General features: G+C 61.8%; 14 protein-coding genes. 4 read left to right on the forward strand and 10 right to left on the reverse strand.

What is annotated here, in order from left to right; genetic code table 11:
• Positions 1 to 27: 27 nt before the first annotated feature.
• A complete protein-coding gene (locus GM79_RS04235; protein ID WP_152559820.1) occupies positions 28 to 1647 on the reverse strand; it encodes a hypothetical protein in 1620 nt (539 codons plus the stop codon).
• 241 nt (positions 1648 to 1888) lie between these two features.
• Between GM79_RS04235 and GM79_RS04240 the strand changes: the two genes are divergently transcribed.
• Positions 1889 to 3424 carry a hypothetical protein gene (locus tag GM79_RS04240; RefSeq protein ID WP_035559775.1) on the forward strand — a complete coding sequence of 512 codons (1536 nt, stop codon included), beginning with the start codon at positions 1889 to 1891 and terminating at the stop codon, positions 3422 to 3424.
• Here GM79_RS04240 and GM79_RS04245 read toward each other — a convergent pair.
• Complete coding sequence (locus GM79_RS04245) at positions 3421 to 4131, reverse strand: hypothetical protein (protein ID WP_051718497.1); 711 nt, start codon at positions 4129 to 4131, stop codon at positions 3421 to 3423. The genes GM79_RS04240 and GM79_RS04245 overlap by 4 nt on opposite strands.
• Before the next feature lie 170 nt (positions 4132 to 4301).
• Positions 4302 to 4814 carry a pyridoxamine 5'-phosphate oxidase family protein gene (locus tag GM79_RS04250; RefSeq protein ID WP_035559780.1) on the reverse strand — a complete coding sequence of 171 codons (513 nt, stop codon included), beginning with the start codon at positions 4812 to 4814 and terminating at the stop codon, positions 4302 to 4304.
• A 127-nt stretch (positions 4815 to 4941) separates the two neighbouring features.
• Here GM79_RS04250 and GM79_RS04255 point away from each other — a divergent pair, with 127 nt between their 5' ends.
• On the forward strand, positions 4942 to 5538 hold the full coding sequence (locus GM79_RS04255; RefSeq protein ID WP_035559858.1) for an ACP phosphodiesterase: 597 nt from the start codon (positions 4942 to 4944) through the stop codon (positions 5536 to 5538).
• Between the two features lie 88 nt (positions 5539 to 5626).
• Here the strand turns inward: GM79_RS04255 and GM79_RS04260 are convergent, their stop codons facing one another.
• The 6 genes from GM79_RS04260 to GM79_RS04280 all read right to left on the reverse strand — a co-directional run bounded on the left by GM79_RS04260 (position 5627) and on the right by GM79_RS04280 (position 10242).
• Entirely contained in the window at positions 5627 to 6151 is a 525-nt protein-coding gene (locus GM79_RS04260) for a peptidylprolyl isomerase (RefSeq protein ID WP_035559783.1), read from the reverse strand.
• A 72-nt stretch (positions 6152 to 6223) separates the two neighbouring features.
• Positions 6224 to 6607 (reverse strand): GxxExxY protein, encoded by a 384-nt coding sequence (locus GM79_RS04265; protein WP_035559786.1) that lies wholly within the window; start codon positions 6605 to 6607, stop codon positions 6224 to 6226.
• An 85-nt stretch (positions 6608 to 6692) separates the two neighbouring features.
• Positions 6693 to 8684, reverse strand: coding sequence for an AAA domain-containing protein (locus GM79_RS04270; protein ID WP_235183916.1), 1992 nt, complete (start codon positions 8682 to 8684; stop codon positions 6693 to 6695).
• Positions 8685 to 8750: 66 nt separating this feature from the next.
• The gene (locus tag GM79_RS24620; RefSeq protein WP_152559821.1) at positions 8751 to 9233 is read right to left on the reverse strand and encodes a hypothetical protein; all 483 of its coding nucleotides are present in this window, start codon (positions 9231 to 9233) and stop codon (positions 8751 to 8753) included.
• Positions 9226 to 9585: a hypothetical protein gene (locus GM79_RS04275; protein WP_035559789.1), complete on the reverse strand. Its 360-nt coding sequence runs from the start codon at positions 9583 to 9585 to the stop codon at positions 9226 to 9228. The genes GM79_RS24620 and GM79_RS04275 overlap by 8 nt, the downstream gene beginning before the upstream one ends.
• A 15-nt stretch (positions 9586 to 9600) precedes the next feature.
• Positions 9601 to 10242 carry a hypothetical protein gene (locus GM79_RS04280; protein WP_152559822.1) on the reverse strand — a complete coding sequence of 214 codons (642 nt, stop codon included), beginning with the start codon at positions 10240 to 10242 and terminating at the stop codon, positions 9601 to 9603.
• Positions 10243 to 10255: 13 nt separating this feature from the next.
• Here GM79_RS04280 and GM79_RS22735 point away from each other — a divergent pair, with 13 nt between their 5' ends.
• Positions 10256 to 10726 (forward strand): hypothetical protein, encoded by a 471-nt coding sequence (locus GM79_RS22735; RefSeq protein WP_152559823.1) that lies wholly within the window; start codon positions 10256 to 10258, stop codon positions 10724 to 10726.
• Between the two features lie 190 nt (positions 10727 to 10916).
• Positions 10917 to 14570 (forward strand): DEAD/DEAH box helicase, encoded by a 3654-nt coding sequence (locus GM79_RS04290; RefSeq protein WP_035559800.1) that lies wholly within the window; start codon positions 10917 to 10919, stop codon positions 14568 to 14570.
• Between the two features lie 106 nt (positions 14571 to 14676).
• On the opposite strand, the gene GM79_RS04295 is transcribed toward GM79_RS04290, so the two are convergent.
• Entirely contained in the window at positions 14677 to 15597 is a 921-nt protein-coding gene (locus GM79_RS04295) for an FKBP-type peptidyl-prolyl cis-trans isomerase (RefSeq protein WP_035559803.1), read from the reverse strand.
• Between the last annotated feature and the right edge of the window lie 180 nt (positions 15598 to 15777).

Below are 15777 nucleotides of genomic sequence, written 5' to 3' on the forward strand. Positions count from 1 at the left end.
GATTGAGACAGGTTGTGGGCTCCTTCCTTAGCGTCCTTTCGTGTCGATAGTGCGGTTGTAGGGGAGGTGGTTTTTGCTGGGTGAGCGGGGTTTTGGGGCGTTGGGCGCGGTCAAATCAGAAGCTTCGTCATAAATTTTGAGCCGGGTGCCGGGACCTTGCAGGCGCAGCTGGTCCTGCCCGGCGCCGCCGTACAAACGCAGCCGAATGGGCCGGCCCGCGCCGGTGCTTCGCAGCTCGAATACGTCGTTCCCTTGCAGGGATTCCAGGCTGAGCTCGCGGGTTTCGGTGGTGAAATAGGTGCGCCGGAACTGCAGCGAATCCTGCTGGGCGGGCTTACTGCCGGATACAGTAAACACGTTTACAGTAGTGGAATCAGCGTAGCGGTGCACCACAAACCGCTCTGCCCGGGCAGTGCCGCCCACCACGGGCTTGCGGGCCAGCGCCAGGTAGAAGTCTTCGGCCGCCTGGGGCAGGGCTTTGCGACGGGCCCGGAGCGCGCGGTCCAGGGCAGGGCCTTCGAGGGCGTACACGGCCGGGGGCAGGCGGCGCAGGGCCCGCGCAATGAGCGAATCGGGCAGGCGGCGCTGCAAGTCGGCCGCCGTGCGGCGGAAGTCGGCGCGGGTCATTTGCCGCAGGCCACGCTGGTCAATAAAGTCGCCTTGCTGCACCAGCCCCGCCACATTTTCATACTCGGGCTTAAACGTCTGGAACCGGGGAAGAAAAAATGGTCGGCTCACCAGCCAGGGAATCAGGCCGTCGTCGAACCGAAAATAGACCTGGTCCCGGTCCTTTGGAATGGCCTGGTAGCGCACGCGGCCGTCGGGCCCTTTGAATTCGGCCCAGTCCCACTGACCTTCGTGGCGGTCCCAGTCGCCGAGCCACACGTCCAGCAGGCGCGCCCGCAAAAAGGCAGCCTCGTCGATGGTGTGGGCCGGGTCGGCATACACGTCTTCCAGCATAGCTTCGCCGCCCTTGAAGTTGGTGACGCCCGCCAGGTCGGGCGTGCGTGAGGCCAGGGCCTCGTACTTCTCCTCCAGCAGGGCCGTTTTGCCCTGAAACCGGGCCGACATTTCGCCCAGACCGGTTTCGTCCTTGCGCACGTACACCAGGCGCGGCCGGGTATGCGCCACGCCGGCCGCCTGGGCCAGCGGCGGCACCGTGAGGGCGCCATACGGCAGCGCCGCCGAGGTGGCGTCGCGCACCGCATTCAGCAAAAAGCTGTTTTGCAAGAACTTAGGCAGGGTTTTAACAGGGTTTTTATCCAGGGCCCGCAGCGCGTATTCGCGTTTTTGGGTTCCTTCCAGCGTCATGCTGATGCTTTGGTAGCCGCCGCCGGCCTTGCCGGCTTTCAGGCCACCGGGCACGGCAATGGCTAGCTTGAGCACCGGCGCCATGGCAGGCGCGGCCCAAACGGGCCGGTAATGGTGCCCCCAAAAAAACTCATAAAATTTGGAGTGCTGCGCGTACTGGCGGCCTGCCACGGTCAGCACACTATCGGCAGCGGCGGGCAGGGGTTCAGCACTGCCGGGCCCCACGCGGGCGTCGGGCTGAAAAAAATCGCGCCGGGCGCAGCTGCCAGCTACCAGACCCAGGACCAATAAAAAGCAAAAACGAGAAGCCGGCGGCTGAGCGGAGAATGAAAGCATCCGAAAGAATAGGGGAGCATGTTTGTGCTTTTAACGCAGATTCTTGCCAAAAGTCGACCAAGGCCAACGACGACTCTACAACCATTCGCCACTCATTTGCGGTATAGGCAGGGACAATGCTCCCGCCAGCAAGCAGGTATGGGCTGCGGTGTCCTCGATAAAATTATTGGCTATGTCCAGGTTATTAAGTAAAAGAGGCGGCTTTTGGCAAGGGCTGATTTGTGCGTTTGCCCTAATGCCAATGGCTTGCAATAGCCAGCAAGCCGCCCAAAACGTAACCACTCAATGGGCGCCCGACTCGGCCACCGTGCGCCTGGCGGCTGGCCCCGAGTACGACCGGGGCGGCGTATGGCGGTTTTTCTGGGGCACGCACTACCGGAACGTCTGGGCCACGCCCGTCACGGTGCCGGTATTAAACTTGGCCACGGCCGTGCCCGGCGGCCTGGTGCCCATCAAGGCCGGCGGCAGCTACCAGAGCCGCACCCTGCGGCTGGGAGCCGATAACGGCGATGAATTCGTGCTGCGCTCCGTAGACAAAGATGCCAGCGCGGCCCTGCCCGAGGGGTGGGTGCGCGGCCTGCTGGGCGGGCTGATGAAAGACCAGACCAGCGCCGCCAACCCCTACGGCGCCTACGTGGCGGCCCGCCTGGCCGAGTCTGCGGGCGTGTACCACACCAATCCCCGGCTGGTGTACGTGCCCGACGACCCGGGCCTGGGCAAGTACCGCAAAGGCTACGGCAATGCCCTGTACCTTTTGGAGGAGCGCCCACAAGGGAATCAGTCTGCCGTGGCTAGTTTCGGCCGTTCCATCGCCGTCATCAACACGGAGAAGATGCTGACTGAAATCAGAAAAAGCCCTGGCGCGGTGGTTGATGCCCGGGCCTACCTCCGGGCCCGCCTGCTGGATATATGGCTGGGCGACTGGAGCCGCCGCGAGGACCAATGGCGCTGGGCCAGCTTCCAAACCAAGGGGCACGTGGTTTTTCGCCCCATTCCCCGCGACCGCGACCAGGCTTTCTTTCTGTTTAATGACGGCGTAGTGACGCGGTTAGTGTCGTGGTTTGTGCCCAAGTACCGCAGCTTTGGCCCCGGCCTGCCCGTCAGCGGCGTGCAGGGCCTCACCACCACTGCCCGCACCCTCGACCGCACCCTGCTGGCTGCCCTCAGTGCCGAAGACTTCCAGGAAGTGGCCGATTCGCTGCGCCAGCGGCTGACGGATGCCGCTATTTCTCACGCTCTCCAGGCCGGACCCCAGGAAACCCAGGCCCTGCTGGCGAATCAGCTGGGCCCCGTTTTGCGCAAGCGGCGGGAGCGGCTGCCGGCGGCGGCGGCCCGCTTCTACAAGATTCTGGCGGCCGAGGCGTGGTTGGTGGGCACCGACAAGCCCGAGCGGTTTGCGTTGCGGTTTCTGGAGGGCGGCCGCCTGCGGGTTAGCGTGTCGGCGCTGCGGCCGGGCCAGCCCGATAGCCTGCTCAGCAAGCGAGTATACGACCGAAAGGACACGTATAAGCTCAGCGTGTTTGGCTTGGGTGGCGATGATGTATTCGAGCTGCAGGGCGCCGGCGGGTCTGGTCCGGCAGTGCATCTTTACGACGGCGCCGGGCAAGACGAGGTGGTGCGCAGTGCTCCCGAAAGCCGCAGTGGCGTGACCTGGCACCGCGCGCCCGACGGCAACCGCGAAACCAACCTCACGGGCATCAAGCTGAAGCCCGATACCGCCCCCGCTGAAACAGCGAACTACCAGGGCTGGCTCAAACGCTACAATCTGGACGACTAATCGGGCAGCCCCAGCCCCGCCAATGGATTTTGGCCATCGAGCGTGCCCTGGCTGCCCAGCACCGCAAACCGGGCGAACATTTCTTCGCCATACCATTGCTCGCTGCGCGTGAGCTTGATGACTTCCCGGTGGCGCGCATCGCGGTAGGCGTATTCCTGCATGGCCTGCGCCGACTCCCACACGCTGAACGTGGCCTGCCGCACCACCGGTAGCTCGCCCAGCCCAATGGCCGCGCGCACGCCCACGGCCTGACCCAGGGCCGCGCTGGTGGGCTCTACAAACTGCCAGAAGCGCGGCGTCTTGCGCAGCCGGATGCTGGCGCGGGTGAGCACCGCCACGGGTGCGTTTTCGGGGGCGGCCTGAGCGTTGGGGTAGTCAAACGGGGTTTTGCCGTCCCAGAGCCCGTGCGATTTTAGCGGAGCCAGCTGCAGCGTCCACAACTCGGTGCTGCGCTGGCGGTAAGTGGCCCACAGCGGGTGCTGCGCAAAAAATGCGTCTGCCGCGGCGGCATCGTCCCACACCCCCATGAAGCCGTAGCGGTCCAGGTTGGGCCACAGGCCAAACCCGTTGGCGGCACCGCTGCCCAGCAGCTTAAAAAACTGCAGGCCCGGCACCCGCTTCAGGGTGGGCGGGGAGGTGCCCATCTGGGCCAGGCCCCAGCGCTTGTTGCCGGGCTTGAGGGTGAATACGGTGAGGGTGGTGAGCAACGGGGGGTAGCTTTAGCGGGTACAGCAGCGCCGCAAAGTGAGTAGAGGCGGCCACAAACAAACCGAGCCGAAAGGCCGCTTGTTCAGGGCACCTTTCGGCTCGGTATTCTTAATCAGTAAGGCAAATCAGCTACGACCCTGCGGCACCAGCTGAAATTTACCGAACGAATTTACTTGGGCTGCACCTGAGCGTGCTCGTTCACGTCGTCATCCTTGCTGCGCTCGCCGGTTACCACGGCGCGAACGTAGGCGTAGGCCTGGCTGAGGAGGCTGCTGGGTGAGTCCCAGTATTCGGCCTTGTCGATAGTGATTTTCAGGATGTTGATGCGTGGGTCGTCTTTGCCCTTGGGGAACCAGCCACGCATGGGCTCGCTCCACAGTTCGTCAATTTGGGCCTGGTCGCGGTAGGCGTCGGCCTTGCCCGATACCGAGACGTAGATGTTGCTGCCGGGGTCGGAGTAGTTGAGGTTTACCTGACTGTCCTTTTTGATTTCGTACACCTTGGCCGACTCTGAATCGGTGAAGAAGTACAGGGCCTGGTCTTTGCCGGGCTGGATGGTAGCCATGGGCCGGCTGTGCAGGCTGCCGTGCTCGTCGGTGGTAGTGAGCATGGCCATGCGCACATCTTTAATTTTTTCGAACAGCTGGCTCAGGTCGTGGGTTACGGGTGTCTTATCGGACATGGGGGGAGGAATTGGGAAGTGAAATCGTGGGCTGGGCCGGGGTTGGCCGGTGGCCTATTTGCTTACGGCAGCCAGCGGGCAGGGGTTGGGCAAGATGCCGGTCCAGGCCCGTACTTTGCCCTCGAAAATGAATTTTCTGGCCCATCTTTTCCTTTCCGGCTCCCCAGGGGCGGCCCGCTACTCCGACGTGCTGCTGGGCAACTTCATCGCCGACTCGGTGCCCGGCAAACAGCTGGAAAATTATCCGGCCAACGTGCAGACCGGCATCCGCCTGCACCGGGCCATCGATACCTTCACCGACCAGCACCCCGTGGTGCGCCGCGCCACCCAGCGGCTGCGCGCCGCCGGCTACGGCAAGTACGCCGGCGTGATTTCAGACATGTTTCTCGACCATTTTCTGGCCCGTCACTTTCAGCACTACACCCCTGAAGGCCTAGCCGACTTTGCCCAGCGCATCTATGTTCAGCTCACGGCCCGGCGGCAGGAAATGCCGCCCCGCGTGCAGCACTTCCTGCCCTACATGGTAGAGCACAACTGGCTGCTGAACTACGCCAACCTAGAAAGCATCACCCGCGCCCTGAACGGTTTGAGCCGGCGCGCCTCACCCGGCTCCGGCATGGAAACCGCCGTAGTGGAGCTGCAAGCCAACTACGCCGCCTACGAAGCCGACTTTCTGGAATATTTCCCGCAGCTGCAGCAGCACGTGGCCCAATTCCTGGACTAGCACCGATTTACAGTACATTATCCGAACTGAAAAAGGCATGCTGCATTTACTGCAGCATGCCTTTTTGTTGTCGAATGAGCGAATCCGGTTAGTGCTGGTGGCCGCCTTCGCCGTGGGCGTGGCCGTGGGCCAACTCGTCGGCCGTGGCTTCGCGCACTTCCTGCACCTTGCCGGTGAAGTGCATCACCATGCCCGCCAGGGGGTGGTTGAAATCCATTTGCACGACCGACTCGCCGATGCTTATCACCTTGGCCTGCATGTGGTTGCCTTCGTTGTCGGCCATGGGCAGGAAGTTTCCCTCTTGCAGCATTTCCTCGTCCAGCTTACCGTCGATAAGGAATACTTCCTTGGGGATTTCCACCAGTGCCTGCTCGTCGTACTCGCCATAGGCCTGCTCCGGCGTGAGGCTGAACTGGAAGTCATCGCCGGTATTTTTGCCGTCGAGCTGGATTTCAAACTCCTCGGGCAACCCGCTGTGGCCAAAAAGAAAGACCATGGGCGCATCGGCTTCGGCAGATTCTACCAGTACTTTTTCCTGGTTTTCGTCGGTCACACTCAGGTCGTAGGTGATGGTGACAACCTTGTTATCGCTGATTTTATCGCTGATTTGCATTGATTTTATTGATTACGTTGATTCTTTTTTTTGTCGCTGAATTGCGCTACTTGTTTGGTTCGTGAAATCGGCTTAGATGGTTTTGATGAACCTTTTGAACTGAAGACTTGGCTGGCCAAAGTTAATGAGCAAGCCCGTTTGAAGGCGGTAGGCCGTGAGGTAGTTGATAATTTGGGCAAAATGGTGCTCATCTAAAACCGTGGTGGCCTTCAACTCGACCAACACGGTGTCAGCTACTAAAAAGTCAACACGCCGAGTTCCTACTTGCTGATTCAAATAGAAAACCGGCCGCTCTATTTCCCGCTCGAAAACCAGTCCCGCGTTTTCCATTTCCAACGCCAAACTACGCTGATAAACCACCTCCGGAAACCCAGGCCCCAGTGCCGAATGCACCCGCATAGCGCACCCAATTATTACTTCTGTCAATTCCGAATGCGCGTACCGATTGTCAATCATCCCGCAATAACGCTAACCCAGAAAACACCGCAATCGAGAAAAACCACCCAACAGGGAAAAATCAGCGAAATCAATTAAATCAGCGTCAATCAGCGATTTCCCAAGCCGTGCGGTAGCCGCCAATGCGCTCCACGTACGCCAGCAGCTCCTTGAAGAACGGGTTGGAGCTGAGCGTGGATGAGTCGCCCACCAGCAGCAGCTTGCGGCGGGCGCGGGTCATGCCCACGTTCATGCGGCGGATGTCGCTCAGGAAGCCGATTTCGCCGTGGTTGTTGCTGCGGGTGAGGGAAATGGCAATGATGTCGCGCTCCTGGCCCTGAAACGAGTCCACGGTGCCCACGCTCAGCATGCGGTGCGCCATTAGTCCATTCAGCTCGTCGTTTTCCTCAATGGCGTCCTTCAAATAGTTGATTTGGGCGCGGTAGGGGGCAATTACGCCAATGGTGAGCAGGTCTTCCTCGTGCTCCACTTGGTCGTAGGGTTCCAGGAGCTGGGCGAGGCGCTTGAGGAGCAGGTCGGCTTCTTCGGGGTTGGCGGTGGAGCGGCTTTCCGGAATGGTGATTTCCTGAAAGCCGAAGCCGGCCGTGTCGAGAAACTCCACCGGCAGGTCGGGCGCGAAGCTCAGGTCGTAGGCATCAAGCCCGGCGTGGCGCACGGTGTCGTGGGCAACGAGCTGGCCGTCGTAGAATTGCTCCGAGCTGAATTCCATAATCTGCTCGTGCATGCGGTACTGCACCATGAGCATGCGGGCCGTGGCCGGCTGGCGCTTGATGCACTTCTCAAACAGCGTTTCGCGCAGGCCCTCGCGGGCCGCTTTTTCGCTCTTCACGGTGGGCGGCAACTGGTGGTGGTCGCCGGCCAGCACCACGCGTTTGGCCTTGGCAATCGGAATCCAGCAGCCCGGCTCCAGCGCCTGCGCCGCTTCGTCAATAAACACCGTTTCGTAGGTGAGGTGGCGGATGTTGCGGTTGCTGGCGCCCACCAGCGTGCAGGTTATCACCTGCACCGACTCCAGCAAATCCTCGGTGATGTAGCGCTCCAAATCGTCGGCCTGCTGAAACAGCATCTTGGCCTCTTCCTTCAGCATCCGGCGCTGCTGCTGCTCTTCGTAGCCGAAGTTGCGCACGTGCTTGCTAGCGGTTTCGCGGTACTGGTCGGCGGTCTGGCGCATCGAGCGCATCTCGTTGTAGCTCTTATGGGCCATCACCTGGGCATCGAGAGTGTGCTCGAGTAGTAAGTCCGACACGCGGCTGGGGTTGCCCATCCGAATGACGTTGACGCCGCGCTCGGCCAGCTTTTCAGTGAGCAGGTCCACGGCCGTGTTGCTGGGCGCGCAGACAAGCACGCGCCGCTCGCGCCGGATGGTTTCCAGAATGGCCTGCACCAGCGTGGTGGTTTTGCCGGTGCCGGGCGGGCCGTGAATAATGGCCACATCCTGCGCCGCCAGCACGTGGCGCACCGCCGCCAGCTGACTTTCGTTGAGCGGGCTGGGGTAGAAGAGGTCGTCGGCTTTCTCGGCCCGGAACCGGGCCTCCCGGGCGCCCAGCAGCACGTCGCGCAGCTCGGCCAGCCGGTCGCCGTAGGCGCCCATCACCTTGCCCAGGGCGTAGTCCATCTCCCGGTAGCTCACCTCATCAAACGTCAGGTCGATGCCCATCTTGCCGCCATCCAGCACCCAGTCGGGCAGGTCTTCCTTATTGGTGGAGAGCAGTAGCTTGTTGCGCCGCACGCTGGTAATCACGCCGCTGAGCGTGGGTCGGTCGGTGGCCGAGCGGCCGGGCACGTTGCCAAACAGCGAAGCGTTTTTGCCGACCTGAAACAGGTGCAGGCCCTGCTGTCCGGCCGGGCGCTCCAGCTCCAGCACCACTTTGCCCCCAAAGCCAATGTCTTCCTTGGTAATGGTGACGGGGTACCAGGTCAGGCCGCGCTGCTGGCGCTCGGCAATACTGGCCTTAGCGTTTTTCAGCTTGAACTGCTCCAGGTCTTCCTTCTGCTCGAGCTGCATGAGGGCCTGAACGCGGCGCAGCTCTTTCTCAATGGCGTAAGGGTCGGTGGGGATGAAAGTGAGGTCGGACAAAGCAATGCGGGTTGGGTTCGTTGGCGAACGCGAACAACCATTAACGAGTGATGATTTATTTAACTGCTACCGCCAATGCGGTAGTGTCGAGCAGAGTATTTCAGCAAAATCCTGCGTTAGCTCGGGGGCAGACTGATTTGCTTGGTGTTCCTTAATCAGCCGAACAGCGGCCAAGCTATAACAACTTTTCACGCGAAGGTTTGCGATGTCCTTCGCCTTAATAATGGCTTTGATAGGTCGATTCGATTTTCGATGATGCCCAATCACAACAACTCGGTCGCAGGTGCCCGGAAACCAGTCAATGATATAAACCTTAGCTCCGACGCGGAAATGCTTGGTGCCTATGCGGGTTTCTTCACCATTAGGTCCGTATGACTGTTCGGCAATAATATTACCGATAGCAGCACAGAAAGACTCTTGACTATTTTCAGGGTCCATAGTTGCCCATAGTTTCTTTAAGCCGCTGCCAGCAGTACTTCGGCCGAAATGCCCAGGTTTGAGTACATAGCTGTAATAAGCTTCTGCAAATGCAGTAGCTTCTTCACGCAAAAAAGTCGTCCGGGTCGGTTTGGCTCAGGTACTTCTGGAGCTTGGGCAGGGTGCCGAAAAAGGGAAGGACGCAGGCCAGGAACTGGTCGGCCACGGCCTGACTGGGGGCGTAGGCTACGAAGGTGTGGCCGCCTTCCTCAAACTCGATTTCATCGAGCAAAGTGGGCTGGTGCTCCTCGATAATGGTTTCAATGTGCTCGACCCAGCACTCGGCGGTGCCGCCGAACCCGTGGTTCTGAAAGAGGACGTAGTATTCTTCGAGGCCGCCTACGTCGGCGAAAATGGCCAGCTGGCGCTCGGGCGAAGTGGGCGGCGGCAGGGGCGCCATCTGGAAAGGAAACGTAGCGGACATAGCATCAAAGTACGGCTATTTGCGGCGGGCAGGAGGCGTTTTCCGGCGATTGAGCGCCACTACCAGGCCGATACTTACTGCGGCCAGCCCGGCAATAAGGGCGTCGCGCACGAACTGGCCCTGCTTGACCTCGGCGATTTCGGCTTCGAGGTTACGCTCGCGGGTAATCCGCTGCTTTTCGCGCTGCCGGAGGTTTTCGGTTTCGTTTTGAACTTCGGACAGGCGCTGGGAAGTGTTGTTGCGGTCGTCGCGGCTGGTGCTTTCCAGGTGGGTGGTGGTGGCGGCCAGGCGCACGGACGTGGTGCGGGCCTGCTGGGCGGTGGCGTTGAGCACGTCCACAATCTGCTGGTCTTTGTCAACGATTCCCTGCAACGCATCCACCACTTCCTGTAAATCCTTTTTGGAAGCCTTGTTGCCGAACAGGCTGTGCCGCTGGGCGCTGGCGGCGGCATATTGGCGGGTGAGCACGGACCGCTCGCGCAACAGACCGGGCAGGCGGGCGTCCAGCACCAGTGAATCGGCCTGGCCGAAAGCGGCGCTGAGCGGCGCCGTGCTGAGCAGGCCAAGGAGGGCAAGCGAAAGAAAAAAGGGCCGTTTGGCGGGTGGCGGCGTTCTTTGTAGTACCGATAGGATGGGTGTCAAACAGGCAGTCATCATCAAATTTATGGTTATGAGCAAGAATACGTGGCTCCTGATGGGAGTTTTGGGAATGACAACGGCCGGGTGCACCACCAGCCAGAAAACCCCCACGCTGTACGGTACGTCGGCCGTGCCCGCAGCGGCTAACTCCGATGCGAGCAGCACCGTGCTGCCGTTTGTGGTGCGCGGCGTGAGCGAAGACGCAACCTACGGGTACACGGCCGAAAATCCGGTGCGGGTGGGTGGCGGACGCACCGCTGGCGCCCGCAATCAGCAGCGCTACCTGAACGCGCTGAAAGGCCCCAAGGGCCAGCCCGTTACCTACGAGCGCCAGGCCAGCTGCTGCGCCTTCAAAACCCGCCGGGGCGCCGTTGACAACACGGCCCTGCTGGACGTGTACCAGGTAAGCTGGGAGGGGAAATCGAGCCCCGTTACGCTCTACATCAACATGTACCGCAGTGGCCGGCTAGTGGCGCCGCAGGGCTTCACGGGGGCCCGCTAGGCGCGGGGAGGCGGCGCCGACTACATTTATAGATAGTGCTTTAAAAGCCTAACCAACTAGGCTGTTTGGATAGTCTCTGAGTAGTAGTGCAAAAGTAAACAGGTTGCTCGCAGTCGTTTGTTAGTCAATTTATTGTGGCTGAAAAAAAACAACTGACAACGAGCAAGCAATAACAAAATCCTCTACCCCGATGGCTACCCGCTACTACCCGCACCTGATTGCCCTGGCCACCGACGTGGCCGCCGCGCCCGCCGACCAGCTGCCCAAGCTGCGCAAGCTCCTCGAAACGGTGCTGCGCGACGAGTGCAAGCGGCAGGAAGCGTCTTTTGTCAACCTCAGCCAAGCCATTGGCCTGGTGGCGTACGAGCGGAACTTGCCGGTGGCCTTGCGCAGTCAGCTCCAGGCCCTGCGCTTGGCGGCCAACCTGGTGGTGCACGAAAGCTACGCCGGTACGCCCCTGGAAGCAGCCAGTGGCTTTGCCGCCGTGGCCGCCCTGGTGCTGTACCTGACCGGTAGCGCGTATGACGGGCCCACGCTGCTGGCCGCGCCGGAACCGGCAGATTGGGCGGCCGAAAGCAGCCTGCAAGAATCACAAGCCTCAGTGCCTGAGGTGGGCACCGCGGGCACGGTGTGGCGGGTGAACGTGCTGCACGCCGACCTACCCACCGGCGAGCTGACCGTGGAAATGGCCACGCCGGCCGACGGCCGCCCCGCCGCGCCGTTTCGGCTGCTGCTGCCGGTGGCCTACGAAAACCTGCTGCCGCTGGCCGCCGCGCTGCACCCCACACTGCACCTCATTGGCCCGGTGCTGCTGCCCGATGGCCGCGTGCGGGCACGCCGCGTGGTGCTGGAACCCGACTACCTGATAAGCGTGACCACGGTGGCCGAGTGCGCCCAGCGCGACGGCACCATCCCGGAATGGGCGCTGCTGAACGCGTTTCTGCCCGATGAAACGTCGCGCCCCTTGGTGCTAGGAAATCTGGTGAACCTGCTGCTGGACGAGGAAGTGAGCCACGCAGCCCGGCAAGCTGAGGGCAAACCCCAGGAAGATGCGGCCAAATCGCGGCTCGAAAAGTTGCTGGGGCTGCGCGATACCATTCTGCCGTTTGGCGGAACGAGGGAGGCGGCACCGGTTGCCGGAAACGACGAGGAATTCGACCTGGAAGCATTTCTGAAAAAGCGGCTGTTTCGCACCTCGCCGCTGGCGTTGAGCACGTTGCCGGAGTTTCAGACGCGGACGGGCGTGCCCGAGCTGCTCAACGACCTGCGCCGGCACCACCGCACCCTGCGTGAAACCCGCGTGCAGGGCTTCGTGGCCGAAAGCCGCACCGGCTACCAGCAGGAGCCCCTGCGCCTGGCCGACTGCTTCCTCGAACCCACGTTTTTGTCGGCCACCTATGGCTTACAGGGTCGGCTGGATTTATTGCACGAAAGCAGCACCGGCTACGACCTCATTGAGCTGAAAAGCTCCACCAAAGTGCCCTACGCCGAGCCCTGGAGCAACCACGCGGCCCAGGCCCAGCTCTACCGGCTGCTGCTCGAGTCGGTGTTTGGGGCCGATGGGGAAACGGCCGGGCGGGGGCGCACCAGTATTTTATACTCGAATGCGGCCACCGGGCAGGTCGCCGTGCGGCGCGTCGACCAGGACCAGGAGTTGATTGACCGGCTGCTCTCGGCCCGCAACCAACTGGTGGGCACCGAGCTGCAGCTGGCCCGCGCCACCGGCCCGCGCCAAACGGCGCACTTACTGGCCCCGGTGCTGCACCCGAATCTGATGGCGCTGCCATCGTTCGGCAGGACCAAGGCCGAAAAAGTGGCCAACGCCTGGGCCGCGGCCGACCCCGTGGAACGCGCCTACTGCCTGGAGCTGGCCCGCTTCACGGCTCGCGAAATGCGCCTGACCCTGCTCGGCGACGAGGCCCGGCCCGGCGACGCCGGCGGCCAGGCCGGTCTGTGGCTGCTGCCCCAGGCCCGCAAGCACCAGAATTTCAGCCTGCTTGATGATTTGGTGCTGTTGGAAGACCACAGCAATGCTGAGGACGACGCCCGCGAAGGGCTGGGGCCACACCTCATTTTTCAGCGCCCGGTGGGCGGGCGGGAGGTCAACTTCCGGGCCGGCGATACCCTTATCCTCTACCCGCGCCGGAAAGTGGGGACACAGGAAACGGCGAGTCTGGAGGCTCAAAATGCAGCGGAAGCTGGGGTTTCACGCTCCGGCGCAAGCCTCCCAAACCCCAATATCAAACATCCAGATTCCCAGGTTTCCAAGTCCCTGAGTCCCCTCGATAGCCAGGTGGTGAAAGTGGTGTTGGCCGAAGACCTCCGGGCCGATGGGCAGGTGGTGCTGAGCGTGCGCAACCGCCGCATGGCCCCACGCTACCTGCGGGGGCATTCGCACTGGGCCCTGGAGCCGGATACGTACGACACCTTCCGGCGGGAGTGGGCGGGGCTGTCGGCCTTTCTCAGCCTGGCGCCGGAGCGGCGCCTGCGCCTGCTGGCCCGCACCGGCCCGCGCCCGCCCGAGGACTGGAACCCGGCTGCCGCGCCGGCCACCACCGCTTCGGAAGTAGTGGCCCGCGCCCTGGCGGCGCCCGATTGGTTTGTGCTCTGCGGCCCGCCCGGCACCGGCAAAACCCGGGCGGTGCTGCGGGAGCTGGCGGTCAATCTGTACCAGCAGGACAAGCAGGTGCTGCTGGCGGCCTATACCAACCGCGCGGTAGACGAAATCTGCGAGCAACTGGTGGATGCCGGGCTGCCGTTTATTCGGGTGGGCTCGCGGCTGGGCACGGCCCCCGTGTACCGGCCGTATCTGCTCGATAACATGCTGCGCGACTGCACCACCCGGCAGGTTGTGCGCGGCCGGCTGACCACCTGTCCGTTCTACGTGGGCACCGTGGCCAGCCTGCTGGGCAAGCCCGAGCTGTTTATGCTCAAGCAGTTCGACGTGGCGGTGGTGGACGAAGCCAGCCAGGTGCTGGAATCTCCGATGCTGGCGCTGCTGGCCAAGGTGCGCAAGTTTGTTCTGATTGGGGACCACCGGCAGCTGCCCGCCGTGGTGGCCCAGGAGCCCGAAACCAGCGCCATCGCCGCCGAGTGTGCCGACCTGCTGCGCGACGAATTGGGGCTGACCAACCTGCGTAATTCCTACTTCGAGCGCCTTTTTCGGCGCGCCGAGACGCATTGGCCGCACGCCCACGGCACCCTGGCCGACCAGTACCGCATGCACGAAGAGCTGGCCGCGCTGGTGAACCAGGATTTCTACGAAAACCAGCTCCGCTGCCCGCAGTCCTGGCAGTCGGCACCGCTGGACCGGGCATCGTGGCCGGCTCCGGATGCGGCCGATGCTTTTACAACCGCTTTGCGCACGCAGCGAGTGGTGTTTGTACCCACCCGCCGCCTGCCCGAAGATTTGTCGATGAAGGAATCGGCGCAGGAAGCCGAACTGGCTGCCCGCGCCGCCGCTTACGTTGCCCAGGGTTACGGCCCGCAGTTCAACCCCGAAACCACGTTGGGTATCATCGCCAGCTACCGCAACCAGGCGGCCCGCATCCGGGTGCGGCTGGCCCAGCTGGCTGTGGAGCTGGATTTGCCGGCCCTGGCCCGCGTCAGTGTCGATACCGTGGAGCGCTACCAGGGCAGCCAACGCGAGGTAATTATCGTCAGTTTCTGCTGTCACCACGAGCACCAGTTGGAGCTGATGGTGTCGCCCGACGAAACCGGCCACGTGGACCGCAAGCTGAACGTGGCCCTGACGCGCGCGCGCCAGCAGCTGGTGCTATTGGGCAATGAGCTGGTGCTGAGCCGGGCGCCGCACCACGCGGCCCTATTGGCACGAATCAATTGAGCCCACCAAAAAAAGCCAGACGCTGCCGGGCTGAGACGTACTCAGTTCGGCAACGCCTGGCTTTTTGGTGGGCTCAGGCTAAGCTATGATGAACTTGCTTTCGGGCCTAGCGGATTTCCAGCAATTCCAGCTCGAAGCGCAGCACCGCGTTGGAAGGTATGGTGGTGCCGGCGCCGACTGGGCCGTAAGCTTGCGACGAGGGCAGGAAAACTTCGGCCTTGTCGCCCTTGTGCATGAGGGTGATGGCTTCTTCAAAGCCCTTAACGACTGAGTTGCCACCGATTCGGAAGGAGAATGGGGTGTTGCCATTCTGGGAGGAAGCATCGAATACGGTGCCGTTGGCATCGAGGAAACGGCCGGTGTAGAGCACCGAAACCGTAGAGCCTACGGTGGGCTTCGGCGCCGCAGGGTTGGTGGTGATGGGCAGGAAGTAGATGCCGGAGGGTTGTTTCTGGGCTCTCGTAACGTTCTTTTCGGTCAGGTATTTCACAATCAGCGCATCATCGATGGCATCGACATCAAGCACTTCCACTTCAAAACGTAATACTGAATTAGCAGGAATTTTGTCGCTGCTCTGCGAGCCGTAGGCCAGTGCCGAGGGAAGAATCAGCTCGGCCTTTTCGCCCACCCGCATCAGGGCAACGCCTTCTTCAAACCCGGAAATCAATCGACCGCCCCCAACCTGGAAAATGAGCGATGCATTGGTTTGATTAGTATTAGTGTCGAATACGGTGCCGGCGGCGTCGAGCAACCGCCCGGTGTACTTCACCGAAACAATAGTGCCGCGGACGATTTTAGCACCGCTTGGGTTGGTGGTTATCGGCTGGAAATAGAGGCCCGAGGTCTGTTTCTGTGCGGTGGTGATGTTGTTGTCGGTCAGGTATTTTTGGATGAGGGCGTCGTCCCGGCCGCTGAAGTCCTCAACCTTGGGGTCGTCTTTGGAACAGGAGGTGGCGGAAAGGCCGGCCGTAGCCAGCAACATCAATAATAGAAACCGATTGAAGGCGGTGTAAACGGAATGCTTCATGCGCTTTTTTTGGCGAAATTACGGGTTTATCCCCACTCTGACACAGGAATGGGGGCGGCACCTCAATCATTCGCTATCGACTTTGGTTCCGACCCCCGGCCAATTCTCCTACTGCCCGGCAATGAGGCCCGGACGCAAAAACCGGAAATCGGGATTCCCAATTTCCGGTTTGCAGCTAAG

The sequence above is a fragment of the Hymenobacter sp. IS2118 genome, assembly GCF_000715495.1.
GTDB lineage: Bacteria > Bacteroidota > Bacteroidia > Cytophagales > Hymenobacteraceae > Hymenobacter.